The organism is Glutamicibacter sp. BSL13, assembly GCF_052928425.1.
Window position 1 is genome coordinate 1 of record NZ_JAVGCZ010000032.1, and the last position, 26402, is coordinate 26402.

Genomic DNA, 26402 nt, shown 5'->3' on the forward strand with positions numbered 1-26402 from the left:
GTCGTCATGCGGTAACCAACCCGCGGATATCAGATTCGACCACGTCGTCGCTGAATAACAGCACGAGTCATGAACCGGCCTGAAGGTCGGGGCTCCCGGGGAACGGCAAGGCGACCACGCGCCCATTCGGATGCGGGGTCGCCTTGTTCTGCCTATCTTGACAAAGTCAGCAACATATCAGGCGCTGAGCGGCGCCTGCTGGCACGTCGGGCAGCGGCGCAGCTGCTCGTCCTGGGCGCATTCGGTGCAGAACAGCCGCAGGTTGCGGCAGGAGAGCTCGGCGCAGTTCTCAAACTTGTTGGTCGGCGCCTGGCAGCCCACGCATTCGCCGATGGTCACCGCGTCCTCGGTGAATTCCATGTGCATGCGCTTGTCGAAAACGTACAGCGAACCCTCCCACAGGCCGGCATCCCCATACTTTTCTCCGTAGCGCACGATCCCTCCCTGCATCTGGTAGACCTCTTGGAAGCCACGGTTGATCATCAGCGCCGAGAGCACCTCACAGCGAATCCCACCGGTGCAGTAGGTGACGATCGGCTGGTCCTTGAGGTGGTCGTATTTACCGGAGTCGATCTCTTCCAGGAAGTCCCGGGTAGTGTCCACCTCGGGCACAATCGCGTTCTTGAACCGGCCAATCTGCGCCTCGAACGCGTTGCGCCCATCGAAGAACTGAACCTGGGTTCCTTCCTTCTGCTTGGCCTCAACCAGTTCATGCAGCTCTTCCGGACGCAGGTGCGTGCCGCCGCCAACGACGCCGTTCTCGTCGACCTGCAGCTCCCCCGGTGCCCCGAAGGTGACAATCTCATCGCGCACCTTCACCGAGATGCGCGGGAAGTCCTCGGCGGAGCCTTCGGACCACTTGATGTCCATCTTCTTGAAGGCCGGATATTCGCGGGTGGCCTTAACATACTGCTTCACCGCGGAGATCTCCCCACCGACGGTTCCGTTGATGCCGTCCTTGGAGATGATGATGCGTCCTCGCAGACCCCACTGCTCCAAAAGGGAGCGCTGCCACAGGCGGATCGCCTCGGGGTCTTTCAGCGGTGTAAAAGCGTAATACAAGACAATGCGATGAATGGCCACAAGGTATAAGGGTAGTGGGTTTAGCGTCCATTCAGGTGCTACGTGGAGCAACGTCACATCAGTTTGACTATGATTTCAAGTAAGCAACGATTGGCCTTTGTCAGCGAGTTACTAGGAAAGACAGGGTAGGGTCAAAGCATGGCATCAAACGCAAGCGATGAACTAATTGGCACCTGGGTTGCAGGCTGGTCCGGCGCGCGCGGCTATGAAGCGCGCCATGAAGGCCGTGTCCATGCGGCGCTGCGGCACGACACCACCGAGGACTGGGAGTACGTCATCTACGACCCCTCCCGCGAGGAACTGCAGGCCGTTGCCGAGACCCTGAAAAAGCATCCGGCGCGACGACTGACCGCCTTTTCCGAAGACGTTCCGGGGCTGATTGAACTGGCCAACGAGGTCGGTTTGCAGATCGCTGCCGATGACGAAGTTTTGATGGTTACCGAGTTGGCTGCCCACGACGTGGAGGTGCCGCTGCCCCCGGATGGCTTCGTGTTCCAGATTGAACGCGATGGCACCCACGCCTACGTCTCGCTGCACCCGGAGGATAACGAGGAAGTCGTTGCCGCCTCCGGTCACGTTTCGGCAGTAAATGGTTATGCCATCTTTGACCGCATCATTACCGGCCCTGAATTCCGGCGCCGCGGCCTGGGCACCCTGGCCATGCGCGCCCTGGCCTCCCTGGCGCAGGAACACGATGTGGACGAAGGCCTGCTGATTGCCTCCGTTGACGGCCAGAAGCTCTACGCGTCCCTGGGTTGGACGAACCTGGGCAGCGTTGTGGCCTTCAAAGGCTAACCTGCACGCATTCGCCCCCTCGCCGCCGAGCCCGCTTCGGCGGCGAGTAGCATTTAACGGATGGGGCAGGCCCGCGTGCGCATCCCGGCTGTGTCCTTGGGGCTGCACGCCGCCGGCCCTGCCAATCATGCGTCCATCCCGCCAACCACCGAGGTGATCCCAGCCCATGGCCAAGACCGTCAATGCGCTGCTGGATCCATTCGAACGGCACAATGACCCGGACGCAGTAGTGCACCGCCGCGTGGTGCCGGCCAAGGATGAAATCACCGCACCGTGGCCCGAATGGCTTGACCCGCAGGTGCGCGGGATTTTCCAGGGGCTGGGGATCAACCAGCCCTGGCTGCACCAGGTTCAGGCGGCCGAGCTGATCCATCAGGGACGGCACACGATCGTGGCCACCGGCACCGCCTCGGGCAAATCCCTGACCTACCTGATGCCCGGACTGGACGCACTGTACCGGGCACGCCAGGCCTCCCCCAACGACTGGGACGCCCAAGCCACCATCTTGTACATTTGCCCGACCAAGGCGCTGGCCGCCGACCAGCTGGCCACCGTGCAGGCCCTGCAGGTGCCCGGGGTACGCGCCTCCAGCTATGACGGCGACACAGACCCGGCCAGCCGCTCATGGATCCGACAGCACGCGAACTTCATCTTCACCAACCCGGACATGCTCCACCGCGGCATCCTGCCGAACCATCAGGGCTGGGACCGCTTCTTCAAGCGACTGCGCTATGTGGTCATTGATGAGGCGCACTCCTACCGCGGGGTCTTTGGTTCCCATGTGGCCAACTTGCTGCGCCGGCTGCGTCGGGTGTGCCAGCACTACCGGTCCGGTCCCGTCTTCATCGGCGCCTCGGCCACCAGCGCCGACCCGGCAGCGTCTTTCTCGCGGCTCATCGGCGCCCAGGCCGAAGCGGTGACCCATGACTTCTCCACCTCCGGCGAGCTGGTAATTGGGCTGTGGGAGCCGCCCCTGACCGAACGCGTGGGAGAAAACGGGGCACCGGTTCGTCGCACCGCGATCGCCGAAAGCGCTTCCATCCTCACCGATTTGATGGCCGACCACACCCGCAGCATAGTCTTCATCAAGTCCCGGCGCGGCGCCGAAACGATTGCCACGCTCACCCGCAGTCACCTGGAACAGTTCGCCCCCGAGCTCAGCGTCCGCCTGGCTGCCTACCGCTCGGGCTATCTGCCCACCGAGCGCCGGGAGATCGAATCGGCTCTGCGCTCGGGCAAATTGCTGGCAGTCACATCCACCTCCGCGTTGGAACTGGGAATCGACATCGCCGGACTGGACGCAGTGGTGGTCGCCGGCTGGCCGGGCACCCGGGCCTCCTTCTTCCAGCAGATCGGCCGGGCCGGGCGGGCAGGGCAGGGTTCCCTGGCCATTTTTGTGGCCAGTGAAGATCCCCTGGACACCTACCTGGTGCACCACCCGGAGGCGATCTTTGACCTGGGCGTAGAGGCGACCGTGTTCGATCCGCAGAACAAATACGTGCTCTCCGGTCACCTGTGTGCGGCAGCCCAGGAACTGCCGTTGCGCAGTGAAGAACTGGAAATGTTTGGCCCCACCTCGGAGGAGCTGCTCGATTCCCTGGTGGCCCGCGGTTACCTGCGCCGCCGCCCGGCAGGCTGGTTTTGGACCCACGCCCAGCACGCGGCGGCCATGTTCTCCATCCGCGCCGATGGCGGGGGCCCGGTAAACATCATCGACGCGGAATCCGGCGCGATCCTTGGCACCATGGACTCACCGCAAACCCACTACCAGGCCCACCCCGGCGCGATTTACGTCCACCAGGGTTCCAGCTACTTCGTTGAAGAGCTCGACGAACAGAACCACACCGTCGTTGTCACCCGCGTCAACCCGGACTATTACACCACCGCGCGGGACATCACCACGGTCGCCGTGCAGGGAACCGAGCGCAGCAGCGAGCACCGCGACCTGGCCATCCACTTTGGAGAAGTCATCGTCACCACCCAGGTGGTGTCCTTCCAGCGCAAGTCCGTCTCCTCCAACGAGGTACTCTCCGAGGAGCCGCTGGATCTGGAAGCACGCGAGCTGCACACCAAGTCCATCTGGTTCACGCTCACCGAACAGCGGCTGATCAATGCGGGAATCACCCCCGAATTTTTCCCCGGGGCCCTGCATGCGGCGGAGCACGCGATGATCGGTCTGCTGCCCTTGGTGGCCACCAGCGACCGGTGGGATATTGGAGGAGTCTCCACCGCCTTGCACGTGGACACTGGGCAGCCAACAATCTTCGTCTACGATGCCCAGCCGGGTGGTGCCGGATTCGCCGAGCGGGGTTTTGAACAATTCGTCCGTTGGGTGCGGGCCACCCGTGATGCCATCGACAGCTGCGAATGCACCAACGGCTGCCCCAGCTGCGTCCAGTCCCCCAAGTGCGGCAATAGGAACAATCCGCTAAACAAGGCCGGCGCAATCCTACTGCTCAGCGCAGTGCTGGATGACATCGAGCCGCGGCACTGGCGCTAGGAACTGATCAGTTCCACAGTGGCGGCGGCCCTGCCCGCGCGGTCGCTCGCGCCTGATACACATTCAGGCCTGCGAAGGTAAATCCCACCGGCACGCTCACCGATACCTTCACCACCTGACCGCCTTGCAGGGCGCAATGTTCCACGCCAGCCCCGTTGCTGCCGGCGATCTGCACAGCCACGGCGCACGGTTCACCCTCACGCAGCCCGCGGGCAGTATCCGCCGCGGCGAGCGCCGCTAGATCGGCGGCAGTTCCAGCCCGGGTGGCCGCATGCCCTGCCGATAGGATCAGCGCGATGGCCCCGCAAGCCAATATTCCCACCAGCAGCAGGGCCAAGCCCAGCACCGTGCCGCTGCCGCGTTCCGGATCCTGCCCGAGCGTTGCTGACCTGTTCATTTCTGCTCCCACGCCGCATGGGCCTCGCCGCGCAAGGTAACCGTCCCGATCAGGGGCACCTGCAGGATTCGGCTCACCTTCACCTCAGCCAATGACCCGCCGGTGCTAATGCTGAACCGTGCCTTGCCTCCGGCCAGACGGCTGCCGGTGGCCCGTGCCTGGGCAGGCTCTTCACCGCGCGCCAATTCCCGGGCAACCGCCGAGGCAGCCTGCTGCACCCGGATCTGCTGCATTCCCAGGACTCCCACGCCTAAAGTGAGGCTGAGCATCAGTGCAATGCCCGGCAGCAGCACCGCAAGTTCTGCGGTGCTGCTGCCCCGGTCATCTTTCAGCCCCATGGCTAGAGGCTCAGGGCCCTGCTGATCAGGCCCAGCAGCATGCCGCGCACATCCCCGCTGGACAGGATGCTGATCAATAAACCAGCGAAGGCAACCGCTGCCAGGGTCACCATGGCGAATTCGGCGGTCGTACTGCCGCTCTCATCGTCCCATTCAATCCCGGCAGGCACCCCGGGACGCTGTCGTAGCCCCTTGGGACCCATTGCGTTCCTGATCCGTGATTTCATGTCGGTTCCTTTCGAGGGTAATTTTCCGAATCATTTCCGGTTGGTTGGACAAGGTTGGGGATCAACCCTGTCTGCCATCCACCATCACGGCATTACTCCCACCCCTGCAGGGGCGGGTGGCGGATTGGGGATTACCACTGGGGCAGCAACGCGACGATCAGCGGGATGACCCCCAAGGCGATGAACGCCGGTAAAGCGCACAAGCCCAGCGGCAGCACGAGTTTGGTCCCAAACTGGGCACCGACCCGCTGTGCGGTGGCGATCCGCTCGCGCCGTTGCAAGGCCGCCGAGTTGTGCAGCAGCTGGGAGGCGGATGCTCCGGAACTGCGGGTGAAATATAGCGCCCGGCGCAGCGGCGCCAGCCAGGAGGGTGTGCCGTTCCAGGCGTCGTTCCAGTCCATGTTCATCTCCAGGCAACGACACACGGCACGCAACGGCGCACAATGCGGAATGTTGGTGCCCAGGATCTGCAGCACGCGATTCAACGGCAGCCCCGATTCCAAGAGGCTGGCCGCCAGGTCCAGCACCAGTTCCACCGGCGGATCCTGGGCCGACGGTTTCGTTCTTCGTTTCCCTTCCCGCCCACTGCCGGGCCGCTGCTGGCGGGCTGGCGGACGGAAGGCCAGCATTACGCTGATGGCCAGGGACAGCAGGAACAACGCTCTCACCCCCGGACCGCCTCACGGGTGGAACGCGTTAACAGCAGCCGGCACCAGAGCCGGTTGGCCGCCCAGAGCCCAAGACCCAGCAGGACCGCCACCCGGGCCAGCGCGGATTCTGCCAGCACGGTGAAAACGTCAATGCCAAAGAGCGCCCCACTCAGCAAACCGAGCAGGGGCAGCCAGGTCAGCAGGCGGGTGGTGGCCCGGGGACCGGCCAGCGCGACATCCAGGGTTCGCCGTGCATCCTGCGCCGCCTCCAGGTCCTCGGCCAAACGCTCCAGCACTTCTGCCAGCGGGGCGCCGCTTTGCTCACAGATCTCAAAACACCAGTGCAGCCGGCGCAACAGGTGCCCGGCCTCCCCGTCCAGGCCGGCAACCGCGCCTGGGGGCTGTGTCCAGCGGGTCTGGCGTTGGACATACAGTGCCGATAGTGCCCGCGCTGCCGGGTTTGTCTCCCCTGCTTCGATCCGCAGCAGCAACTGCATGGCGGCGTCCAACTGTTTACCGCTGCGCAGCAGCCCTGCCAGTTCGCGCACCACCCGTACGCTGGACTCCGCATGCGCGTCCACCGCTGCACCCCGACCCGGGCCGATTCGTTGCCCCGGCCAGAAGCGCCGGTGGAGTGTATCCCCGGAATGAAAACTCGTTGCGTTGCGCAGCAGCGGCCGCCTTCCCAGGTTTGCATTGGGGCCGCCGCACTGCTGCCGCCGACGCGTAGGGGAACGCCACAGGGCGGCGGCCGCCACCAGCAGCAGCAGTCCGAAAACCGAGAGCAGGGTCATGTTGCGCTCCCCGGTCGGCGGTACAGCGCCTGGAGGATCGTCTCCACGGTGGCAGAATCGAACCGCTCCTTTAACCATGATTCCGCGCCAGGCAGCAGCGGGTCGTGCAAGGAGGCGTCAATCAGCGGTTGGGTGCGCATCTGCTGGGTCTCCCCCAGGAACAGGCGACTCAGCTTCACCGGAGCCCGACTCCCGTCAGGACCGCGTGCCATGTGGATGAGCAGGTCCAGTGCGCTGCTGGCCTGCAGCGCGGTGGCCTGCGGATCCCAGCCGGCTAGGGCCCCGAGCGCCGCCAACCGTGCCGGAACCGCCCCGGGTTCATTGGCGTGGATCGTCCCGGCTGCCCCCTGGTGCCCGGTATTCATGGCCGCCAGGAAGTCCCGCACCTCCGCACCGCGGCATTCTCCGACGATAAGCCGGTCCGGGCGCATCCGCAGGGCCTGGATCACCAGGTCGCTTAATCGCACCTCGCCACGGTGCTCCGCGTTTGGAAGGCGCGCCTGCAGCGACACCACATGCTCGTGCTCGACCTGCAATTCGTGGGTGTCCTCCACGATCACCAGCCGCTGGCCCGAATCCACCAGCCCAAGCATGGCCTGCAGCAGGGTCGTCTTGCCCGAGCCGGTGCCCCCGGAGACCAGGAAGTTCTGCTCGGTGCTCACCACCGCCTGAAGCAGCGGCTGCCACCACCGGTGGGCGGCCCCCAGCAATTGGTCCAGCCCACGCCCGGCGGCCTGCTTGACACGGATCGAGATCACCGGGCCCTGCACGGCAACAGGCGGCAGCACCGCGTGGATCCGGTACCCACGCACCGAGACATCCACGAAGGGCATCGCCTCGTCCAAACGTTTGCCGGCCAGGGACGCGAAGTGCACGGCCAGCCGGCGCACCTGCTCGGCGGAGCTGAAGCTGAACCCGGTGAGACGCAGTCCCTGCGCTGAATCGGTCCACACCTGGCCCCGCCCATCCACCAGCACGTCGCTGACACCGGGCAGGGTGGCAAACTGTTCCAGTACCGACAAGCCCTGCACCTCATCACGCAGGTTCTGTAGGGTTTGTGCCGAACCGGTCGAACCCCAGGCCGTACCGGCTTCGGTGACCGCTTCGGCCAGCGCGATCGGGTCCAGGTTCCCTCCGCTTTGGATCGCCTTGCGCCGCACCGACTCCAGGATCCTTTGGTCCACCAGCCCCTGCCGGTAGCTGCCGCCCGGCCGCTGGGCGTGCCGCCCGCCGTTCACGATCCACTCTCCTTGAGCGGCAGCAGTGCGCAGTCGGCAATCGCCTGCCGCAGCCTACGTGAGCGCAGTGCCTGCAGCAGTTCACCGCGTTCGGCACAGCGCTGCACACCGCCGTGCTGGGGAAAGAACCCCAGCAGCCCCTCGGGCTGCCCCAGTGGACTCCTGCCGGTGCCGGCACACAGCACGTACCCGTATCCGGTTGCACGCTGGCGGCTTTGCCCCGAACCGGTGAGCACCATGCGGTCCTGAAACTGCCCCAACACCGGGGCCAACGGGTGGATGAATCGACCAGTGTCAATGACCACCAGGTCAAAGGCCTGTCGGGCGGCCACCAGGACCCGTGCCGCCAGCGGCTCGTCAATCACGAACGTTCCGGGATCCTGCCGCCAGGACAGCACGGCAGTGCCCTCACAGCGCGGCAGCATTTCCCTAAATTGGTGCGGGGCCAGGTGTCCGCGGGATTCGCGCAGCTGCTCCCAGCCAATCCCGCTGACCGGTTGCCAGCTGAGCATTGGCCACAGCGACCCGGAGTGGGGATCCAGGTCCAGCACCACCGATTCCAGTCCGCTCAGCGTGCCGGCATGGGCGCTGAGGCACGCCAGCGAACTGGTGCCGATCCCTCCGGCGAGCGCGGCGAGGGCCAGCGTGTGCCCGTGCCCCGCCCGCAGCGCCCACTGGCCCAGATACTCCCCCAGCCATCCGGCCGCCTGCGGCAGCACCGCCACCCGGGTTTGCGGCCACGCGCTGGCCGCCAGCCACAGCTGCTGCGCGTGTTCGTCCCTTCCCCCCAGCACCTGGCCGGTCCCCGGCGCGTGCTGCCCAAGCCAACCGCACTGGTCCGCTCCCCACAGCACCGGTCCGTCCACCTTCATCTCCGGCAGCTGCTGCGGGTCTGGACAGTGGCGCAGACGCACGGCGCAGCTCAGGGCAATCATCGCCATCGCATCTATCAGTTCGCGGTCGTTGGTCACCAGCCAACAGCTTGGCTCCCCGGCAACGCTGGCCGCCGTCGCCACCGCTGAGCGGCCGGGTGCGGCAGCGTCACGGACCTGCACCTGCCCGGGGCCGGGGTCCGGAAGCATTTGGGGCGCCGCGGTTGGCACCGCGCGGTCGGTGGCCAGCGGCGGGGGCGGGACCGCCACAAAACGCTGATCCACACCAGCCGGTTCACACCGTCGGAGGTTCTCTAGCCATTTCATGCCCCTACCGTGACCGGCCACCCCTGGCCTGGAGGGTCGTAGGGGGCCGAATGGGGAAATCTCGGGCACCAAGGCACAATTAAGCCATGCCCACACTCGCCTTCCTCGCCACCGGCACCGATGAGGCCTTCGGAGTCATTTTGCTGCGCGAGGAAGCCGATGGAAAGCAACTGGCTCCACCGATCACGGTGTCCCGGCAGGACTTTGCCGCCACCGTCCAGCGCCTGGAAGACCAGTACAGCCCACGCTGGGTCATCTCCCGCACCGCGAACTGGATGCCTGCGCTGCTGGAGGCCGACGTGCACCTGGCCAAGGCCCATGTCCTGGACCTGGCCCAGCGGATCCTGCACCGCAGCCCCTTCGTCTCCCAGCGCCTACCCGATGTGGAGCTGGACGAACGTGCCGCCCGCCCCGCCCAGCCGGGCCAGGACACGCTGTTCGCCGAACCCTCCCAGGGTGAGGACCTGCCCGGACTGGAGGCCCGCTACCTGCAGCAGCGCCAGGCCCTGCCCAAGGACGCGCAACAGCGTCACCGCCTGCAACTGCTGCTGCGTGCCGAGAGCATCGGCGCGGTCATTGCCGCGGAGATGGAGCACGCGGGGTTGGCCTGGGATGCGAACGCGCACCGGGCCCTGCTGCGAGAACAGCTGGGCGCCCGGGTCCCGGAGGGGATGCGAGAACCGAAACTGGCGGAACTGGCCACCGAACTCGGCCAGGCGCTGCACAGCCCGGGACTGAATCCGGATTCGCCCCAGGAGCTGCTGCGCGCCCTGCAGCGGGCGGGGTACCCGGTGGGTTCGGTGCGCGCCTGGGAACTGGAGCAGCACCGTGATCCGGTGATCAACCTGGTGCTGCACTACAAGCACCTCTCACGGCTGGCCAGCACCCACGGGGATGTCTGGCTGGATCAATGGGTGCGCGACGCGCGCTTCCACCCGCATTACGTGTTGGGCACTGTCGCCTCCGGGCGCTGGGCCGCCACCGGCGGCGGGGCCCTGCAGCTGCCGCACGATATCCGCCAGGTGATCACCGCCCCTGCCGGACGGGTGTTCGTGGTGGCCGACGGACGCCAGCTGGAACCGCGGATCCTCGCAGCCATTTCCGGGGACGCTGCACTGCAGCAAGCCGGGCAGGACGCTGACCTGTACCAGGCGTTCGTGGACGCCGGGGTCGCCGCCAGCCGGGCTGATGCGAAGCTGGGCATGCTTTCGGCAATCTACGGGGGAAGCTCGGCAATGGCCGCCGGGGTGGTCTCCGCACTGGAGCGCAACTTCCCGCGCGCCATGGAGTATGTCAGCCAGGCCGCCCGGGCCGGGGAACAAGGCCAGGGGGTGCACAGCTGGCTGGGCCGTGGCTGCCCACCGGCCTCCGAGGAATGGGTGAACGCCCAGCGCCACACCGCCGACGCGGCCGCCCAGGCCGCCGCGGATGCCGCTGCCCGCTCCCGGGGCCGGTTCACCCGCAACTTCGTGGTGCAGTCCACCGCCGCCGAATGGGCGCTGGTATGGATGGGGCACACCCGGCATTTGATCTACTCCGCCGGGCTGCACACCCGCTGCAGGCAGGTCTTCTTCGTCCACGATGAGCTGGTCTTCGAGACCGAAGAGGCGCTCGCCGAAGGCTTGGCCCACGCGATCCGCCAGGGCGCCCGGCAGGCCGGGCAAACCCTCTTCGGGCAGCATTCCCCGGACTTCCCGGTCAGTGTGGCAACCGTCAAAAGCTACGCGGACGCCAAATAGGCGGTCCTTGGGGATGCTTAGGCCATCTTGATTTCGCGCGCGGTATCCCAGTGTCGGGTCCAACCCAGTTCATTGAACAGGCGGTCCAGCACGATCGCGGTGAACCCCCAGATGATGCGCCCCTCATAGTCGAACGCGGGGGCGCTGAAGCGCTGCCGGCCACGGCTGACCACGGCACTGAGCCGGTTGTGCGGGTTGAGCAGTTCGGCCACCGGGGCGCGGAACACGTCCTGGGACTCCCCCGGGTCCACCGGGTAGACCTCGCTCTCCTGCTGCCACCAGCCGATGACGGGGGTGACCAAAAAATTGGTGATCGGCAGTTCGGCGTCCGACAGCTGGCCGAGCACCTGGATCCCGTCGGTGCGCACCCCGGTCTCCTCCTCGGCCTCACGCAGCGCGGCGGCTGCCGGCGAATCGTCTTCCGGGTCGATGCCGCCGCCGGGGAAGGCGATCTGCCCGGCATGGTTGCGCAATGTCGCGGCGCGGGTGACAAACAGCAGGTCCAGTTCATCGGCCGGGCTGTCATCGCGCAGCGGACCGGAATCGTGGTGCCCGAAGAGCATCAGCACCGCCGCGCGGCGGGCGGTCGGCGCGTCCACCTGCTGCATCACCCAGTCCCGGGGCATCGACTGCGGGGCCCCGGCCCGGGTGCGGTGCGTCTTGATGATGGCTTCCAGTTCAGTGCGTGCGCTCATGCTCCCAATCCATATCCCTGGCTGCGCAGTTCGCGGCGGGTGGCTCCTGCCCGCATCTTCTCCAGCAGGTCCTCGCGTCCCGGCGCCAGCTCATACTTAAGTAACTTGCGCGCCTTGGCAGGTATTTCCTCCCCGATTCCGTAGGAGGGACACAGCTTGGCCAGCGGGCAGGCCCCGCAGGCGGGGGTGCGGGCGTGGCAGACGCGTCGGCCGTGGAACACCACGTGGTGGCTGAGCATGGTCCAGTCACGCTTTTCAAACAGCGCCCCCACCGCGTGCTCCAGTTTTACCGGGTCGGTTTCGCTGCTCCACCCAAAACGGTTGGCCAGCCTGATGAAGTGGGTGTCCACGGTGATCCCCGGGATCCCGAACGCGTTGCCCAACACCACGTTGGCGGTCTTGCGGCCCACCCCGGGCAGCTTGACCAGCTCCGCCAGTTTGCCCGGCACCTGCCCGTCATGCTGGTCCACCAAGGCGGCGGAAAGCCCCAGCAGGGATTCGGCCTTGGCCCTGAAAAACCCGGTGGGGCGGATCAGCTCCTCCAGTTCGGCCCGCTCGGCCTGGCTCATGGCCTCGGCATCCGGGTAGCGGGCGAACAGTGCCGGGGTGATGGAGTTGACCCGCACGTCGGTGGTCTGCGCGGAGAGCACCGTGGCCACCAGCAGCTCGAAGGGGTTCTCGAAATCAAGTTCCGCGACCGCGTACGGGTAGGTTTCGGCCAGGATCCGGTTCATCTTCCGCGCCCGGCGCTTCAGGGCCAGCGGAGACTCGGTGATACTTTTCATCGACACCCCCTGATCGTGTCACGGCCGGGCTGTTTTTCTGAAGATTACGCACGCTTCGGCGCAGGGCTGCGACCGTTCGGCGCACTTTTCGGGCCTCTGGCGTCCCAAAAGGTGGCGCAGTTCACTTTAGTGGCCGCGAAAGGGGTAACTTGGATCACAGGAAACTTTTGTGAATGCCAAGCCGGAAGGGAAGCACACTGATGAGCGAAGCCAAGACCCTGGACAACCTCTCGAACGAGACTCGGTCCTTTGCCCCGAGTGTTGAGTTCGCCGCCAACGCCGTGGCCAACGCCGAACAGTACAAGAGCGCGGACGCGGACCGCCTGGGCTACTGGGCGGACCAGGCGCGCAAGGTGCTGACCTGGGACACCGACTTCACCGAAACCCTGGACTGGTCCGAGGCGCCGGTGGCCAAGTGGTTCGTGGGCGGGAAGCTGAACGCCGCCTACAACGCGCTGGACCGGCACGTGGAGAACGGCCTGGGCGACCGGGTTGCCATCTACTTCGAGGGCGAGCCGGGTGACACCCGCGCCTACACCTATGCGCAGCTGACCGAGGAAGTGAAGAAGGCCGCCAACGCATTTGAATCCCTGGGCGTGGCCAAGGGCGACCGGGTGGCGGTCTACCTGCCGATGATCCCCGAAGCCGTGATCACCATGCTGGCCTGCGCCCGCATCGGCGCGATCCATTCAGTGGTCTTCGGCGGCTTCTCCGCCGACGCGCTGCGCAGCCGCATCGATGATGCGGAGGCCAAGCTGGTGGTCACCGCCGACGGAACCTGGCGCCGCGGCAAGCCCAGCCCGCTGAAGCCGGCCGTGGACGAGGCCCTGGCCGCGCCGGGACACACCGTGCAGAACGTGCTGGTGGTCAAGCGCAACGGCGAGGACGTGGCCTTCGGCGAACTGGACAAGTGGTGGGATGACGTCGTGGGCGCCGCCAGCGCCGAGCACACCGCCCAGGCGCACGACGCCGAGCACCCGCTGTTCGTGCTGTACACCTCCGGCACCACCGGCAAGCCCAAGGGCATTGTGCACACCACCGGCGGCTATCTGGTCCAGGGAGCGGTCACCCACCGCGACACCTTTGACCTGCACCCCGAATCGGACGTGTTCTGGTGCACCGCCGACATCGGCTGGGTGACCGGGCACAGCTACGTCACCTACGCCCCACTGGTCAACGGTGCCACCCAGGTGATGTACGAGGGCACCCCGGACACCCCGCACCAGGGCCGCTGGTGGGAACTGGTGGAAAAGTACGGGGTCACGATCCTGTACACCGCCCCCACCGCGATCCGCACCTTCATGAAGTGGGGCCGGGAAATCCCGGACGGCTACGACCTGTCCTCGCTGCGCGTGCTCGGCTCGGTGGGCGAACCAATCAACCCCGAGGCCTGGATGTGGTACCGGGACGTGATCGGATCAAACAACGGCAAGAACGGGGAGAAGAAGGAACACCCCACCCCGATCGTGGACACCTGGTGGCAGACCGAGACCGGCGCGCACATGATCGCCCCGCTGCCCGGGGTGACCTCCACCAAGCCGGGTTCCGCCCAGGTGGCGGTGCCGGGCATCAGCGTGGACGTGGTCGATGAGGAAGGCAAGTCCGTCGGCAACGGGCAGGGCGGCTTCCTGGTCATTCGTGATCCGTGGCCGGCCATGCTGCGCGGCATCTGGGGCGACATGCAGCGCTACAAGGACACCTACTGGTCGCGCTTCCAGGACATGTACTTCGCCGGGGACGGGGCCAAGAAGGACGATGACGGGGACATCTGGCTGCTGGGCCGCGTGGATGACGTGATGAACGTGTCCGGCCACCGCCTGTCCACCACCGAAATCGAGTCCTCGCTGGTCGCCCACCCGCTGGTGGCCGAGGCTGCGGTGGTTGGCGCGAAGGATGACACCACCGGGGAGGCCGTGGTCGCGTTCGTGATCCTGCAGCGCGAACCGGAGGAGGGCCAGGACGTGGTGGCCACGCTGCGTGACCACGTAGGCAAGGACATCGGCCCGATCGCCAAGCCGCGCCACGTGCTGGTGGTCCCGGAACTGCCCAAGACCCGTTCGGGCAAGATCATGCGCCGCCTGCTCAAGGATGTGGCCGAGGGCCGTGAGGTCGGAGACGCCACCACGCTCTCCGATGCGACGGTAATGACCCAGATCGCGCAGTCAATGCGCAAGTAGCAGCCGAGTCCGGCGCCGCCTGGCGCCGGTGACCTGCCCGGCCCGGAAAGCCAGGAGGAGACATCCTTCCGGTTTTCCGGGCCGGGCGCTTTTTAACGCCGGGTGACCGCTCTTTGACGCCGCCGCAGGCTGGGCGGGACGCCGGTGCAGTAAATTTGGCTCCATGAGCGCAACCGAGAAGAACACTATCCTGCTGGTCAACGGCCCGAACCTGAACCTGTTAGGCACCCGGGAGCCAGCCATCTACGGCCATGACACGCTGGCCGACGTCCAGGCCCTGGCCCGCGACACGGCCGCGGCCCACCACCTGGAGGTCAAGGCCGTGCAGTCCAACCATGAGGGCGTGCTGATCGATGCGATCCACGAGGCCCGGACGCAGGCAGCCGGGATCGTAATCAACCCGGGGGCGTTCACCCACACCTCGGTGGCCATCGCGGATGCGCTGGCGGGGGTGGATTTGCCGGTGATCGAGGTGCACATCTCCAACGTGCACCAGCGTGAAGCGTTCCGCCACCACTCCTATGTTTCCCCGGTGGCCAGCTCCATCATCATTGGTGGCGGGATCAACGGCTACCGGTTGGCAGTTGAGCAGCTCGCGCACCTGCTCGGCCGCTGACCCCGCGACGCTCCCCCGGGGCCTGCACCGGATGGGGCACCGCGTGCGGCGGGGTTAGTCCTGCAGGCAGCCGCCGGTCTTAATCGACTTGGTGCGGCCGGCCGCTTTGGCCATGGCATCTTCCAGCTCGTCCAGGCTCTGGGCGAAACCGACTTCCTCGTCGCTTCGCGACTTGGCGAACACCATGCCCACGGCCTGCCCGTCCTCGTTGACCAGCGGCCCGCCCGAGTTGCCCTGGGACACTTCGGCGGTGAGCTGGTAGACGGACAGCGGCCCGGTCCTCTGCTCGTAGATGTCGGCAATGGTCACGGTCGCCTCGGAGGCGACCACCGCGCCACGGATCTGCAGCGGACCGCCGGCCGGGTGGCCAATGAAGGCCGCCTCGTCCCCGCGCACCAGATCCTGGCCGGCCATCGGCAGCGTCTCGGCCTGCAGTCCGGGAACGTTGAGCACCGCGATGTCCGCGGCCGGGTCAAAGTACACCACCTTGGCGCGCAGCAGCTCCTGGTCCGGCACCTCGACGGTCGCGGCGCTGACCCCGGCCACCACGTGGGCGTTGGTCATCACCATTTCCGGGGCCACCACGAAGCCGGAACCGGTCAGGTTCACGCCGCACTGGGCGGCGGTGCCGGAGATCTTCGCCACCGAATCCTCGACATCCAGCTGTGCCTGGCTGGGGGCCCAACCGGTCTCCTCCACCGGCTCCACGACCGGGGCGAAGGGCTCCATGATGGCCGGAAGGGTTTGGGCCATGACCGCTGAACGCGCCGAGGAGATGGCCGAGGTGACGAACTGCGGGGTGGCGTTGCGGATCGTGGCGATCATCGAGGACTGGGCGATCTCGGTGGACAGGCGCGGGATGCCCATTGAGGAGGTGGAAAAGGCCAGCGCGCCGATGACGGTCGCGGTGATCAGCACCGACAATGCGCCGCCCATGAGGCGGTCAAAGACCCGCACCACATCAAAGTTCAGCCGCCGCCGGATGCCAGTGGCAATCACCCGACCCAGTGCCTGGCCCAGCAGGATCAGCACCGCGGCCGCGCCAACCATCAGGCCAACCCGGCCCCACGGGTTGGACACCCAGGTGGAAACCAGCGGGATGGCGAAGAACGCGGCAATACCGCCGGCCACCAGCCCCAGCATGTCCCCGACGGTGAGCATGAAGCCGCGCCGAACCCCGGCAATGAAAAAAGAAAGGAGAACGATGCAGATGGCAATGTCCAGCCAGTTGAAAGCTGCGAGCAACGAGACTCCACTTCGTTCTAATGATCCTTCGGCCTTTCCAAGGTACCCTTTTTACCTGATGGATTTCTGCGAGTTCTTTTGCTCCCTCAGCCGTATTCGGCGTGATTAATAGCATTTTCTTGGCAAAACCACGTGTGGAAACTGTCACATTGTTACCGGATGCGGCACAATGAAATTAGCGCTCACTACTGTTGACAGGAGATTTAATGGATATCGAGGTTTTGCGCCGCGCGCCGCTATTCGCATCTTTGGGTGATGACGTCTTCACCACCCTGACCGAAGAGCTGACCGAAGTTGATCTCTCTCGCGGTGCATCAGTGTTCCGTGAGGGCGACCAGGGCGACCAGCTGTACTTCATCGTTTCCGGCAAGATTAAGCTGGGGCGCACCTCGGCCGACGGCCGCGAGAATCTGATTGCAGTGCTCGGCCCGGGTGAACTCTTCGGCGAAATGGCCCTATTCGACCCCCACCCGCGCAACGCCACCGCCACCGCAGTCTCCGAGACCCGCCTGGCTGGTCTGCGCCACGAGAACCTGCGCAAGGCGATCCTGAACTCCCCCGAGGTCTCCATCCAGCTGCTCCAGGCCCTGGCTGCCCGCCTGCGCCGCACCAACGAGTCGCTGGCGGACCTGGTCTTCTCGGACGTTCCGGGTCGTGTTGCCAAGGCCCTGCTGGACCTGGCTGACCGTTTCGGCCGCCCGGCCACCGACGGCATCCTGGTCGCCCACGAGCTGACCCAGGAAGAGCTGGCCCAGCTGGTTGGCGCTTCGCGTGAGACCGTGAACAAGGCCCTGGCCGAGTTCGTGCAGCGCGGCTGGCTGCGCCTGGAAGCACGCGCCGTCGTGATTCTGGACATCCAGCGCCTGCGCCAGCGTTCGCGTTAAAACTGCGAAGCTCCGGACGGCCGGCCTCCACCGTGTGTGAAGACCGGCAGTCCGGGGCTTTTTGCTGGTCGAAATTAGACGGGGCAGGATCCGGCGCCTAGCGCCAGTCGTCCAGGTCCCCGTCATCGCTGGTGACCACTTCCAGCAGGTAGCGTTCCTCACGCTCCAGCAGGTTCGGGTGCTGGGCCTGCAGGGAACGCAGCCTTGCCAGATAGGCGATCGCCCCGTTCGATTCGGCCAGCTGCTCCATGATCATTTCCACGGCCGGGTAGGTGATTTGGCTGAACGGCAGCTCGCGGGTGTCGGGCTGGTCCACCAGGTCCCCCAACCAGCTGCCGTGGCGCTGGGCGATGACCTCCCGCGCATTGCACCATTGGGCCCACCGGCCCTTGGCCCGCAGCAGGCTGGTGCTCTGGCCCTGGGGCACGGCGGCACTGAAGTACCAGGTGTCAAAGCGGCGCAGCGCAAAGTTCGGGCTGACCCAGTGCGCGACCGGACGCAGCAGGTCGGTGCGCACCCCCAGGCCGCGACGGGCCAGGAAGCTGCTGAACTGCAGGTCCTGTCCGGCAATGGCCTCGCGCGCCGCCATCCATTCCTCGGGTTCGCCGGCCTCGGCCACCGTTTGTTCATCGGCGCCGGCCAGCAGGATCCCGGTTTCCTCAAAAAGTTCACGAATCGCGCACACCACGTGCGAGCGGACCAGCCGCTGGTCCAGGACCCCCATCTTCGCCGACCAGGCACCCAGCGAGGGGCCAAACCACTGCAGCTCGCTGAAGTCATCGGCTTCAACACTGCCACCGGGGAACGCGACGGTTCCCAGGGGCGACTCCCCCGCACGGTAGCTGAGGTAGGTTTGCAGCCCGTCGTTGTCGTCGCGGACCAGGCACACCGAGGAGGCGCGCCTGGCCTTGCGCGGGGTGCGGGAGCCGAAGGTCACCCAGTTCTCGGCCGCCGAGACCTGGGATGGCGGCAACGGGAAAACGCGTCGTTGCACGCCGGTGCGCGGGACGGGAGGAATCTTTCCCCCGACCCGCGTACCACGTTCCGGAATCCGGCTACTCAAATTCGGCGATAACCTCGACCTCGACCGGGGCATCCAGCGGCAAGGCGGCGACGCCGACCGCCGAGCGGGCGTGCAGCCCGGCATCCCCGAAGACCTCACCGAAGAATTCCGAGGCCCCGTTGATGACGCCCGGCTGAGCGGTGAAGGCCGGGTCCGAGGACACGAAACCCACGACCTTCACGATGCGCTTGATGCGATCCAGGTCCCCAATTTCCGCTTTGATGGCCGCCAATGCGTTCAGCGCGCAGACCTGTGCCTGCTGGGCAGCGACCTCGGTGGAAACCTCGGCGCCGACCTTTCCAGCAACTGTGAGTTCTCCCTTAATTAGCGGAAGCTGCCCTGAGGTGTAGACGTAGTTGCCGGAGGTCACAGCCGGCAGGTAAGCGGCGACCGGCTTGGCGACGGCGGGAAGCTCATGGCCCAGCTCGGCCAGCCGTGCTTCGACACGTGAAGAATTCGCTTCTTGCATGGGGTTTTGCTCCTTTATCGTTTAGGCTTTCGGACGCTTCATGTAGGCGACCGGAGAGGTTCCGTTGGGGCCTGGCACAACGGCGACCAGCTCCCAGCCGTCATCCCCCCACTGGTCCAAGATCTGCTTGGTCGCGTGGATTACTAGTGGCAATGTTGCGTACTCCCATTTAGTCATACTCGCTACGTTAGCGCGTCCTTGTAAACTAGTACGCATGGCAGCTAAGAAGTCCCCCTTTTTTGACACAGCTACCACTCTTGGCAAGATCGTTGCATTCCTTGGAATCAGTGCCTTGTGTGGTGTGCTCGCGGCCGGCATGTTGGTGCCCGCTGCGGCAATCGCGAAAACCGGTATGACCACCGGATCCAACATCGTTAACTCGCTTCCGGCGTCGTTTGAAAAGCTGCCGATTCCGCAGCCCTCCCAGATGTTGGACCGCAAGGGGAAGGTCATTGCCACCTTCTACGAGCAGAACCGTGACCCGGTGAAGCTTGAGGACATCTCCCCGTACATGCGCAAGGCAATCGTCTCGGTTGAGGATGAGCGCTTCTACGAGCACAACGGTGTTGACCCCAAGGGCATGCTGCGCGCGGCTGTCTCGAACCTGACTTCTTCTTCGCGCCAGGGTGCCTCGACCCTGACCCAGCAGTACGTGAACAACCTGCTGGTGAACAACCAGTACCTAACCGGCGCGAAGGACACCACCGTGTCGGGCCAGAAGGACTACGCGGACAAGATCCGCGAAGTCCGTTACTCGGTGGCAATCGAGAACGAGATGTCCAAGGACGAAATCCTCGAAGGCTACCTGAACCTGGTGCTCTTCTCCGGGCGTGAATACGGTGTGCAGGCTGCCGCACAGCGTTTCTTCTCGGTGGATGCCAAGGACCTGAACCTGCAGCAGTCCGCGATGCTCGCGGGCATGGTGCAGCTGCCTAACGTGTACAACCCGATTGACAATCCGGAACGGGCCAAGGACCGCCGCGACAAGGTCCTGGGCAACATGTACCGCACCGGGGCAATCACCAAGAAGGAATACGACAAGGCCGTGGCCTCCAAGCTGGAGACCAACCCGAGTTCTTCCAAATCAGGTTGCATGGCCGCCGGCGACAACGCCTATTTCTGCGACTACGCAACCCAGGTGCTCTCCAAGGACGAGGCGTTCGGTAAGACCAAGGAAGACCGCGTCAACCTGCTCTACCGTGGCGGGTTGACCATCAAGACCACCCTGGATGCGAGCCTGAACAAGAAGGCCGCCAAGGATGCCCGTAAGGCTATCGACCCGAAGGCAAAGTCCAACAAGGACATCTACTCCTCACTCGTGTCGATTGAGCCCGGTACCGGCGGCATCCTCACGATGGCTCAGAACACTACCTACACCCCTGAAAAGGGCCTTGGTCAAACTACGTTTAATTTCGCCGTTCCCCGTTCAATGGGCGGCGCCGGCGGCTTCCAGGGCGGTTCGACCATGAAGCCGTACACGACTCTGGCCTGGCTCCACGAGGGTCACCACATGTACGACAAAATCAATGCCAAGCGGCCCTACTACAGCCCAACCTCAAAGTGGCGGGCATCCTGCCTTCCCGGCGGAACGACCGTGACTGGCGGCAGTGAGCCTTGGTCACCTGCGAACGCCTCGAGGGGCTTTTACCGGACCATGACTGTTGATTACGGTTTGATGTGGTCCATTAACTCCGCGACCGTCGCAGAAGCCGCAAAGGTAGACCTGTGCACGATTACGGACTACACGACCAAGCTAGGCGTACTGGACCAGGACGCAGGTGAAAACGGCGGACCCGGGCCGATCAGCCCGAAAAACCCATCGTTCATCATCGGCTCGGCGAACATTACCCCCATGTCTCAGGCTGCAGCATTTGCTGCCTTCGCCAACAAGGGCGAATACTGCGAGCCCCGCGCGCTAACCTCCGTGGTGGACAGTGAAGGCAACAAGTACAACGTACCGAAACAAGACTGCAAGCAGGTCGTCGACGAGCAGTACATCGCAGACTTGAACGGCACCCTGCAGAAAATCGCTACAAAGCGTGTATCCAAGGGCCGTGTCTCCGGGCCGATCGCTGGCAAGACCGGTACCAACAACTACGCAAGCTCCACTTGGTTCGTGGGCTACAGCACCGGGATTTCCACTGCCGCTTGGGTTGGACGCCTGAACGGCAAGGCCGGTGAACCGCAGAACTCGCTGCACGGTGCGCTCATCAACGATGTTCGTGCGCCAAAGATGGTTGACTCCTCGACCTACGCCGCCCCGCTGTGGGTCGACTTCATGGAGGAAGCAGTCCACGAGTTCGACCAGGGTTCCTTCGGCTCCGCTCGTTCGGCTCCCAAGCCGAAGCCGCAGCCCAAGGAGGATTCTGACTCCAGCGATTCGAGCGACTCCAGTGATTCGAACGACTCGAGCGATTCGAGTGACTCGAACAAGTCGGATTCGGAAGATTCCAAGGATTCGAAGGACAAGAAGGAAAAGAGCGAGAACAAGTCCAAGGGCGAAAATAAGTCCAACGACAAGGGCGAAGACAAGAAGGAAAAGAAGTCCAAGCCTGAACCGACAAAGTCGGGTTCGCCGAACGACTCCGACGAGGACTAAACTGAAGGCCGTGGCCACCTTGGTGGCCGCGGCCTTCCTTTATCCGCAACTACGATGGTTTCGCATTCCAACCAGCACTTTTCGTTGAAAGGACACTGACGGTCCACCTATGACTTCACAGAAGGATTTTTCAACGGCCTTGGCCTCAGCCGCTCGCCGCACCGCTTTGCTGGCAGGCGGCGCCCTGGCCCTGGGCACGGCGGCTATCGGTTATGGAATGTATGAAACTCAGCAGTTCCAGCTGCGCCGCGAAACCCTTCCGGTTCTGCCGGTGGGCGCCCCCGACATTCGCATCCTGCATCTGTCGGACATCCACATGGTGCCTGGCCAGCAGCTCAAGCGGCGCTGGCTGCACCAGTTGGCCGAGTTGCGCCCCGACTTCGTGATCAACACCGGCGATAACCTGTCGCACCAGAATGGCGTGCCGGCCCTGATCGACGCGCTGGAGCCGCTGATGCAATTCCCCGGCGCCTTCGTTCCCGGGTCCAACTGCTACTTTGCCCCGCAACTGAAAAACCCCCTGCGCTACCTCAAGCGCAGCCGCGGCGTGCCGAACAACTCCAGCCGCAACGCGCTGCCGCACGAGGAGATGCACCGGCACTTCGGCGCCGCTGGTTGGCTGAATATGGCCAACCGCAACCAGTCGGTTCCCATGAAGGGGATCCGCATGGATCTAAGCGGTGTGGATGACGCGCACATCAACCGCGACACCTTCGCCGGGTGGCCGGCCGGCTCGGTGAACTCGGCGCGCTCCCCGCACGTGAAGATCGCGTTGGCCCACGCGCCCTACCAGCGGGTGCTGGATGAGTTCACGCGCACCGGCGCCGACGTCATCTTCGCCGGGCACACCCACGGCGGCCAGATCTGCATTCCCGGATACGGTGCCGTGGTGACCAACTGCGATTTGCCTACCTGGCGCGCCCGCGGACTGACCAACTGGGAGCTGGACGGACGCAGCGTCCCGCTGAATGTGTCTGCCGGCATCGGCAATTCCCGCTTCGTCCCGGTACGCATCGCCTGCCGGCCCGAAGCCGTGCTGGTGACCCTGACCTCCAAGTAGGCGTCGGCCCGCACCGATACTGCTAACGCTCCGCCTCCCGCGCCACCGGTGCGGGAGGCGAAGTTGTTCTTGCCACCGCACTGCCATGATTTGGAAGTCCGCCCTTCAAGCCGGGCCGCAGGACGATTGAATATTCTCAACCACAACCGGTAGCCTGTGTGGTGGATCAAATCACACTTCCCAGAACGAAGGTAAAACGGTGCCGCGGCAAAGCAAAACATCAGGCGACAGCCCGGATACTTCCCTTCGAGCCACGTTGCGGCGTCTGGCCCCCTTCGTCCAACCCATCATGCCCCGGCTGATCGCCGGGTTCTTCTGTGCCCTGGGCGCCGGCATTGTCGCCCTGGTGATCCCCCAGGTCCTGGCCTGGCTGGTCAACAACGTGCTGGGCAGCGACGCCTCGTCCTCCCAGATCTGGGTGGCGGTGGCCATAGTGGCCGGGCTGGGCTTCCTGGAGGCGTTCTTCATCTTCCTGCGCCGCCAGTTCGTTCTCACCCCGGCCGCCGGGCTGGAGAACCAGATGCGCGTGCGCTTCTACAAGCACCTGCAGCGCCTGCCGGTGGCCTTCCATGAGCGCTGGGGCTCGGGCCAGCTGCTCTCGCGGTCCATGTCGGACCTGTCGCTGCTGCGCCGCTGGCTGGCGTTCGGCGCCATGATGCTGGTGGTGGAGACCGTCACCGTCATCACCGGCCTGGTCCTGATGTTCACCCACTCCTGGATCCTGGGCCTGCTCTATCTGGCCGGCTCGGTGCCGATCATGATCAAGGCCTACCGCTTCCGCAACGACTACCGCGCGGCCAGCCGGCTTAGCCAGGACCAGGCCGGTGACCTGGCCACGGCCGTGGAGGAATCGGTGCACGGCATCCGGGTCATCAAGGCCTTCGGCCGCGGACCGGACATGTACGACGGCTTCAACGAGCAGGCCAAGTCCCTGCAGGAGACCGAGATCAGCAAGGCGAATACGCTGGCCAGCTTCCTGCTGGCCGTGGTCGCCATTCCCGAAACCATTCTCGGGGTGGGCCTGATCATCGGCGTTTCCCTGGTGGCCAGCGGCAACCTCAGCGTCGGCTCGCTGGTCGCCTACTTCGCGATTGCCGCGGTCATTGCCGGGCCCGTGGAGGGCATGGGCATGCTGCTGGGCATGACCCTGAGCACCAAGACCGCACTGGACCGCCACTTCGAGGTCATGGACACCGTCAATGACCTGACTTCCCCGCAGCACCCCTCCCGCCCGGGAACGCTCAGCGGCGAGGTGGAGCTGCGCCATGTGCGCTTCACCTACCCCGGCGCCGGCGGGCAGGCCCGCCCCATCCTGGCCGGCATCGACCTGAAGATCCGGCCCGGGGAGACCATGGCCCTGGTGGGGATCACCGGTTCGGGCAAGTCGACCTTGTTGAACCTGGTGCCGCGGCTGCACGACGTGGATGCCGGGCAGGTGCTGGTGCACGGCCAGGACGTGCGCGAATGGGACCTGCAGCAGCTGCGCACCGAGGTCGCGGTGGCGTTCGAGGACACCACATTGTTCTCCACCTCGGTCCGTGAAAACGTGCTGCTCGGCGCGCCGGAGGGCCTGGACGAGCGGCAGCTGGAGGCACTGCTGGCCGAGTCCCTGGAGGTGGCCCAGGCGCACTTCGCCTACGAGCTGCCCGAGGGGGTGGACACCCTGATCGGCGAGGAGGGCCTGTCCCTGTCCGGCGGCCAGCGCCAACGCCTGGCCCTGGCCCGCGCGATCGCCGCCCGGCCGCGGATCCTGGTGCTCGATGACCCGCTCTCGGCCCTGGATGTGCGCACCGAGGAGGCGGTGACCGCCAGGCTGCGCCAGGTGCTGGAGGGCACCACCACGCTGGTGGTGGCCCACCGCCCCTCCACGGTGATGCTCGCCGACCGGGTGGCGCTGCTGCGCGATGGCCACATTGACGCCGTGGGCAGCCACACCCACCTGCTCAGCACCAATGAACACTACCGTTTCGTGATCGCCAGCCTGGATGATGACGAGACCCTGATCAGCGCGGAGGCCTGCCAGTGAGCATCCAGTCAGGTGTGGCGAACGAAGACGCCATCAAACTCAGCGCCGCCGAACGCAAGGTCGTTCGCCAGCGCTCCTTCAGGCTGCTGGCCGCCCTGGCGGTCCCGCAGATGAAGCTGTTCATCCTCACCGTGGTGCTGGTGCTGGTTTCCAATGCGGCCCGCGTGGCGCTGCCGATGATCATCGCCCTGGCGATCGACTGGACCCTGCCGCAGGTGCGCCAGGGCAACTGGTCCTCGCTGGGGGTCTCCGGCGGTGCGTACATCGTCTGCGCGCTGCTGGCCGGGTTCCTGTTGGCCTGGTACATCCGCTGCGCCGCCCGGATCTCCCAGGCGATGCTGCTGGATCTGCGCCAGCAGGTCTTCCGCCACACCCAGCGCCTGAGCCTGGAATTCCATGAGCACTACACCTCCGGGCGCATCATCTCCCGGCAGACCTCGGACCTGGAGACGCTGCGCGAGCTGCTGGACCAGGGGGTTTCGGAATTGGCCTCCTCATTCGTGTTCGTGGTGTTCACCCTGATTTCAATCTTCGTGCTGGACTGGCGCAGCGGCCTGGTGGTCTGCGTGGCGGCCATCCCGGTGGGGATCCTCTTCTTCTGGTACCAGCGCCGCTCCGAGGTGCTCTACCGGGAATCACGGGTCGTCTCGGCCCGGGTGATCTCCACGTTCGTGGAGACCATGACCGGCATCCGGGCGGTCAAGGCGTTCCGCCGGGAGAAGGCCAACGACCAGAACTATGCGGCCGTTGCCGCCCAGTACCGGGACAACTCGGTGCGTTCCTTCAACCTGTTCGGTGTGCTGCAGCCGGGTCTGGTGATGATCGGCAACCTGACCGTGGCCGCGCTGCTGGCCTACGGCGGGTTCCGCATCATTGACGGCTCCCTGGCGGTGGGCGTGATGGTCGCGCTGTTGTTGGCCTCCAAGCGGGTTTTCCAGCCGGTGCAGCAGATCGCCATGTTCTACTCCTCGCTGCAGTCCGCCACCGCCGCCCTGGAGAAGGTGTCCGGGCTGCTGGAGGAGGAGCCCACGGTGCGTGAACCGCAGCAGCCGCGCAGCGTCGAGCGGGTCAAGGGCGAGATCGACTTCAGTGACGCGGTGTTCGGCTACGGCCAGGGACCGGTGGTGATGGGCAAGTTCGACCTGCACATCCCGGCCGGCCAGGTCGTCGCGGTGGTTGGGCAGACCGGGGCGGGCAAGTCCACCCTGGCCAAGCTGATCGCCCGCTTCTATGACCTGCGCTCGGGCAGCCTGGAGCTGGACGGGGTGCCGATCAAGGAGCTGTCCAACAAGGAGCTGCGCCGTCACATGGTGATGGTGACCCAGGAGGCGTTCCTGTTCTCCGGCTCGGTGGCCGAGAACATCGCGCTGGGCCGGCCCGGCGCCTCCCTGGCCGAAATCCAGGACGCGGCCCGCGCCGTGGGCGCCCACGACTTCATCCTGGGGTTGCCCGAGGGCTATGACACGGATGTGAACAAGCGCGGCGGCCGGGTGTCGGCCGGGCAGCGCCAGCTGATTTCCTTTGCCCGCGCCTTCCTGGCCGACCCGGCGGTGCTGATCCTGGATGAGGCGACCAGTTCCATGGACATCCCCTCGGAGCGGGCGGTGCAGCGGGGCCTGCAGAAGCTCTTGGGCGACCGCACCGCCTTGATCATTGCCCACCGCCTGTCCACGGTGCAGATCGCCGACCGGGTGCTGGTGGTGCACGATGGGAAGATCATCGAGGACGGTTCCCCGCAGGAACTGATCGCCGCCAATGGACGCTTCGCCGCCCTGCATCGGGCCTGGAGGGATTCGCTGGTCTAACCGGGCGCGCGGCATCGC

The 26402-nt window shown here is 65.5% G+C and carries 24 protein-coding genes; 10 read left to right on the forward strand and 14 right to left on the reverse strand.

The window, feature by feature from the left end; genetic code table 11:
• Nucleotides 1–177: 177 nt before the first annotated feature.
• Nucleotides 178–1083 (reverse strand): oxygen-dependent tRNA uridine(34) hydroxylase TrhO, encoded by a 906-nt coding sequence (gene trhO, locus RCJ92_RS07865; RefSeq protein ID WP_446754265.1) that lies wholly within the window; start codon nt 1081–1083, stop codon nt 178–180.
• 138 nt (nt 1084–1221) lie between these two features.
• On the opposite strand from trhO, the gene RCJ92_RS07870 reads away from it, so the two are divergent.
• A complete protein-coding gene (locus RCJ92_RS07870; RefSeq protein ID WP_138176898.1) occupies nt 1222–1878 on the forward strand; it encodes a GNAT family N-acetyltransferase in 657 nt (218 codons plus the stop codon).
• A 166-nt stretch (nt 1879–2044) separates the two neighbouring features.
• Nucleotides 2045–4378, forward strand: a complete 2334-nt coding sequence (locus tag RCJ92_RS07875; RefSeq protein WP_446754266.1) for a DEAD/DEAH box helicase — start codon at nt 2045–2047, stop codon at nt 4376–4378.
• A gap of 7 nt (nt 4379–4385) precedes the next feature.
• Here the strand turns inward: RCJ92_RS07875 and RCJ92_RS07880 are convergent, their stop codons facing one another.
• From RCJ92_RS07880 to RCJ92_RS07910, 7 genes are all read right to left on the reverse strand, one after another.
• The gene (locus RCJ92_RS07880; RefSeq protein ID WP_421014097.1) at nt 4386–4775 is read right to left on the reverse strand and encodes an Rv3654c family TadE-like protein; all 390 of its coding nucleotides are present in this window, start codon (nt 4773–4775) and stop codon (nt 4386–4388) included.
• Nucleotides 4772–5113 (reverse strand): TadE family protein, encoded by a 342-nt coding sequence (locus RCJ92_RS07885; protein ID WP_054820908.1) that lies wholly within the window; start codon nt 5111–5113, stop codon nt 4772–4774. Before RCJ92_RS07885 ends, RCJ92_RS07880 begins: the two co-directional genes overlap by 4 nt.
• Before the next feature lie 2 nt (nt 5114–5115).
• Nucleotides 5116–5340 (reverse strand): DUF4244 domain-containing protein, encoded by a 225-nt coding sequence (locus tag RCJ92_RS07890; RefSeq protein ID WP_396277072.1) that lies wholly within the window; start codon nt 5338–5340, stop codon nt 5116–5118.
• Nucleotides 5341–5471: 131 nt separating this feature from the next.
• Complete coding sequence (locus tag RCJ92_RS07895) at nt 5472–6008, reverse strand: type II secretion system F family protein (protein WP_138926664.1); 537 nt, start codon at nt 6006–6008, stop codon at nt 5472–5474.
• A complete protein-coding gene (locus tag RCJ92_RS07900; RefSeq protein WP_446754267.1) occupies nt 6005–6784 on the reverse strand; it encodes a type II secretion system F family protein in 780 nt (259 codons plus the stop codon). The genes RCJ92_RS07895 and RCJ92_RS07900 overlap by 4 nt, the downstream gene beginning before the upstream one ends.
• Nucleotides 6781–8022 carry a TadA family conjugal transfer-associated ATPase gene (locus tag RCJ92_RS07905; RefSeq protein ID WP_138926666.1) on the reverse strand — a complete coding sequence of 414 codons (1242 nt, stop codon included), beginning with the start codon at nt 8020–8022 and terminating at the stop codon, nt 6781–6783. Before RCJ92_RS07905 ends, RCJ92_RS07900 begins: the two co-directional genes overlap by 4 nt.
• Entirely contained in the window at nt 8019–9179 is a 1161-nt protein-coding gene (locus tag RCJ92_RS07910) for a hypothetical protein (protein WP_446754268.1), read from the reverse strand. Before RCJ92_RS07910 ends, RCJ92_RS07905 begins: the two co-directional genes overlap by 4 nt.
• 128 nt (nt 9180–9307) lie before the next feature.
• Here RCJ92_RS07910 and RCJ92_RS07915 point away from each other — a divergent pair, with 128 nt between their 5' ends.
• Nucleotides 9308–10960 carry a bifunctional 3'-5' exonuclease/DNA polymerase gene (locus RCJ92_RS07915; RefSeq protein ID WP_446754269.1) on the forward strand — a complete coding sequence of 551 codons (1653 nt, stop codon included), beginning with the start codon at nt 9308–9310 and terminating at the stop codon, nt 10958–10960.
• Between the two features lie 17 nt (nt 10961–10977).
• Here RCJ92_RS07915 and RCJ92_RS07920 read toward each other — a convergent pair whose 3' ends face one another.
• Nucleotides 10978–11655 carry an NUDIX hydrolase gene (locus RCJ92_RS07920; RefSeq protein ID WP_138176850.1) on the reverse strand — a complete coding sequence of 226 codons (678 nt, stop codon included), beginning with the start codon at nt 11653–11655 and terminating at the stop codon, nt 10978–10980.
• Complete coding sequence (nth, locus tag RCJ92_RS07925) at nt 11652–12440, reverse strand: endonuclease III (RefSeq protein ID WP_446754270.1); 789 nt, start codon at nt 12438–12440, stop codon at nt 11652–11654. Before nth ends, RCJ92_RS07920 begins: the two co-directional genes overlap by 4 nt.
• Before the next feature lie 200 nt (nt 12441–12640).
• On the opposite strand from nth, the gene acs reads away from it, so the two are divergent.
• Nucleotides 12641–14617, forward strand: coding sequence for an acetate--CoA ligase (acs, locus tag RCJ92_RS07930; RefSeq protein ID WP_446754271.1), 1977 nt, complete (start codon nt 12641–12643; stop codon nt 14615–14617).
• Between the two features lie 163 nt (nt 14618–14780).
• Entirely contained in the window at nt 14781–15233 is a 453-nt protein-coding gene (aroQ, locus tag RCJ92_RS07935) for a type II 3-dehydroquinate dehydratase (RefSeq protein WP_446754272.1), read from the forward strand.
• Nucleotides 15234–15287: 54 nt separating this feature from the next.
• Here aroQ and RCJ92_RS07940 read toward each other — a convergent pair whose 3' ends face one another.
• Nucleotides 15288–16478 (reverse strand): MarP family serine protease, encoded by a 1191-nt coding sequence (locus tag RCJ92_RS07940; RefSeq protein ID WP_446754273.1) that lies wholly within the window; start codon nt 16476–16478, stop codon nt 15288–15290.
• A gap of 206 nt (nt 16479–16684) precedes the next feature.
• On the opposite strand from RCJ92_RS07940, the gene RCJ92_RS07945 reads away from it, so the two are divergent.
• Nucleotides 16685–17362: a Crp/Fnr family transcriptional regulator gene (locus RCJ92_RS07945; protein ID WP_054820866.1), complete on the forward strand. Its 678-nt coding sequence runs from the start codon at nt 16685–16687 to the stop codon at nt 17360–17362.
• Between the two features lie 97 nt (nt 17363–17459).
• Here the strand turns inward: RCJ92_RS07945 and RCJ92_RS07950 are convergent, their stop codons facing one another.
• The 3 genes from RCJ92_RS07950 to RCJ92_RS07960 all read right to left on the reverse strand — a co-directional run bounded on the left by RCJ92_RS07950 (nt 17460) and on the right by RCJ92_RS07960 (nt 19071).
• Nucleotides 17460–18356, reverse strand: coding sequence for an NUDIX hydrolase (locus tag RCJ92_RS07950; RefSeq protein WP_138176835.1), 897 nt, complete (start codon nt 18354–18356; stop codon nt 17460–17462).
• A gap of 61 nt (nt 18357–18417) precedes the next feature.
• Nucleotides 18418–18894 carry a RidA family protein gene (locus RCJ92_RS07955; protein WP_343831962.1) on the reverse strand — a complete coding sequence of 159 codons (477 nt, stop codon included), beginning with the start codon at nt 18892–18894 and terminating at the stop codon, nt 18418–18420.
• A gap of 21 nt (nt 18895–18915) precedes the next feature.
• Nucleotides 18916–19071: a DUF4177 domain-containing protein gene (locus RCJ92_RS07960; RefSeq protein WP_246049554.1), complete on the reverse strand. Its 156-nt coding sequence runs from the start codon at nt 19069–19071 to the stop codon at nt 18916–18918.
• Nucleotides 19072–19246: 175 nt separating this feature from the next.
• Between RCJ92_RS07960 and RCJ92_RS07965 the strand changes: the two genes are divergently transcribed.
• The 4 genes from RCJ92_RS07965 (at nt 19247) to RCJ92_RS07980 (ending at nt 26384) form a co-directional block, all read left to right on the forward strand.
• Nucleotides 19247–21493: a transglycosylase domain-containing protein gene (locus RCJ92_RS07965; protein ID WP_446754274.1), complete on the forward strand. Its 2247-nt coding sequence runs from the start codon at nt 19247–19249 to the stop codon at nt 21491–21493.
• Nucleotides 21494–21602: 109 nt separating this feature from the next.
• Entirely contained in the window at nt 21603–22553 is a 951-nt protein-coding gene (locus tag RCJ92_RS07970) for a metallophosphoesterase (RefSeq protein WP_343831964.1), read from the forward strand.
• A 289-nt stretch (nt 22554–22842) separates the two neighbouring features.
• Nucleotides 22843–24579, forward strand: a complete 1737-nt coding sequence (locus tag RCJ92_RS07975) for an ABC transporter ATP-binding protein (protein ID WP_446754275.1) — start codon at nt 22843–22845, stop codon at nt 24577–24579.
• On the forward strand, nt 24576–26384 hold the full coding sequence (locus tag RCJ92_RS07980) for an ABC transporter ATP-binding protein (RefSeq protein WP_446754276.1): 1809 nt from the start codon (nt 24576–24578) through the stop codon (nt 26382–26384). Before RCJ92_RS07975 ends, RCJ92_RS07980 begins: the two co-directional genes overlap by 4 nt.
• Nucleotides 26385–26402: the final 18 nt, after the last annotated feature.

Coding starts and splice junctions, on each gene's coding strand:
- RCJ92_RS07975 (WP_446754275.1), top strand. CDS start 22,843: ATGCCCCGGCTGATCGCCGGGTTCTTCTGTGCCCTGGGCGCCGGCATT.
- acs (WP_446754271.1), top strand. CDS start 12,641: ATGAGCGAAGCCAAGACCCTGGACAACCTCTCGAACGAGACTCGGTCC.
- RCJ92_RS07870 (WP_138176898.1), top strand. CDS start 1,222: ATGGCATCAAACGCAAGCGATGAACTAATTGGCACCTGGGTTGCAGGC.
- RCJ92_RS07885 (WP_054820908.1), bottom strand. CDS start 5,113: ATGGGGCTGAAAGATGACCGGGGCAGCAGCACCGCAGAACTTGCGGTG.
- RCJ92_RS07945 (WP_054820866.1), top strand. CDS start 16,685: ATGGATATCGAGGTTTTGCGCCGCGCGCCGCTATTCGCATCTTTGGGT.
- RCJ92_RS07900 (WP_446754267.1), bottom strand. CDS start 6,784: ATGACCCTGCTCTCGGTTTTCGGACTGCTGCTGCTGGTGGCGGCCGCC.
- RCJ92_RS07880 (WP_421014097.1), bottom strand. CDS start 4,775: ATGAACAGGTCAGCAACGCTCGGGCAGGATCCGGAACGCGGCAGCGGC.
- RCJ92_RS07970 (WP_343831964.1), top strand. CDS start 21,603: ATGACTTCACAGAAGGATTTTTCAACGGCCTTGGCCTCAGCCGCTCGC.
- aroQ (WP_446754272.1), top strand. CDS start 14,781: ATGAGCGCAACCGAGAAGAACACTATCCTGCTGGTCAACGGCCCGAAC.
- RCJ92_RS07890 (WP_396277072.1), bottom strand. CDS start 5,340: ATGAAATCACGGATCAGGAACGCAATGGGTCCCAAGGGGCTACGACAG.
- RCJ92_RS07875 (WP_446754266.1), top strand. CDS start 2,045: ATGGCCAAGACCGTCAATGCGCTGCTGGATCCATTCGAACGGCACAAT.
- RCJ92_RS07915 (WP_446754269.1), top strand. CDS start 9,308: ATGCCCACACTCGCCTTCCTCGCCACCGGCACCGATGAGGCCTTCGGA.
- RCJ92_RS07960 (WP_246049554.1), bottom strand. CDS start 19,071: ATGACTAAATGGGAGTACGCAACATTGCCACTAGTAATCCACGCGACC.
- RCJ92_RS07965 (WP_446754274.1), top strand. CDS start 19,247: ATGACCACCGGATCCAACATCGTTAACTCGCTTCCGGCGTCGTTTGAA.
- RCJ92_RS07955 (WP_343831962.1), bottom strand. CDS start 18,894: ATGCAAGAAGCGAATTCTTCACGTGTCGAAGCACGGCTGGCCGAGCTG.
- RCJ92_RS07920 (WP_138176850.1), bottom strand. CDS start 11,655: ATGAGCGCACGCACTGAACTGGAAGCCATCATCAAGACGCACCGCACC.
- nth (WP_446754270.1), bottom strand. CDS start 12,440: ATGAAAAGTATCACCGAGTCTCCGCTGGCCCTGAAGCGCCGGGCGCGG.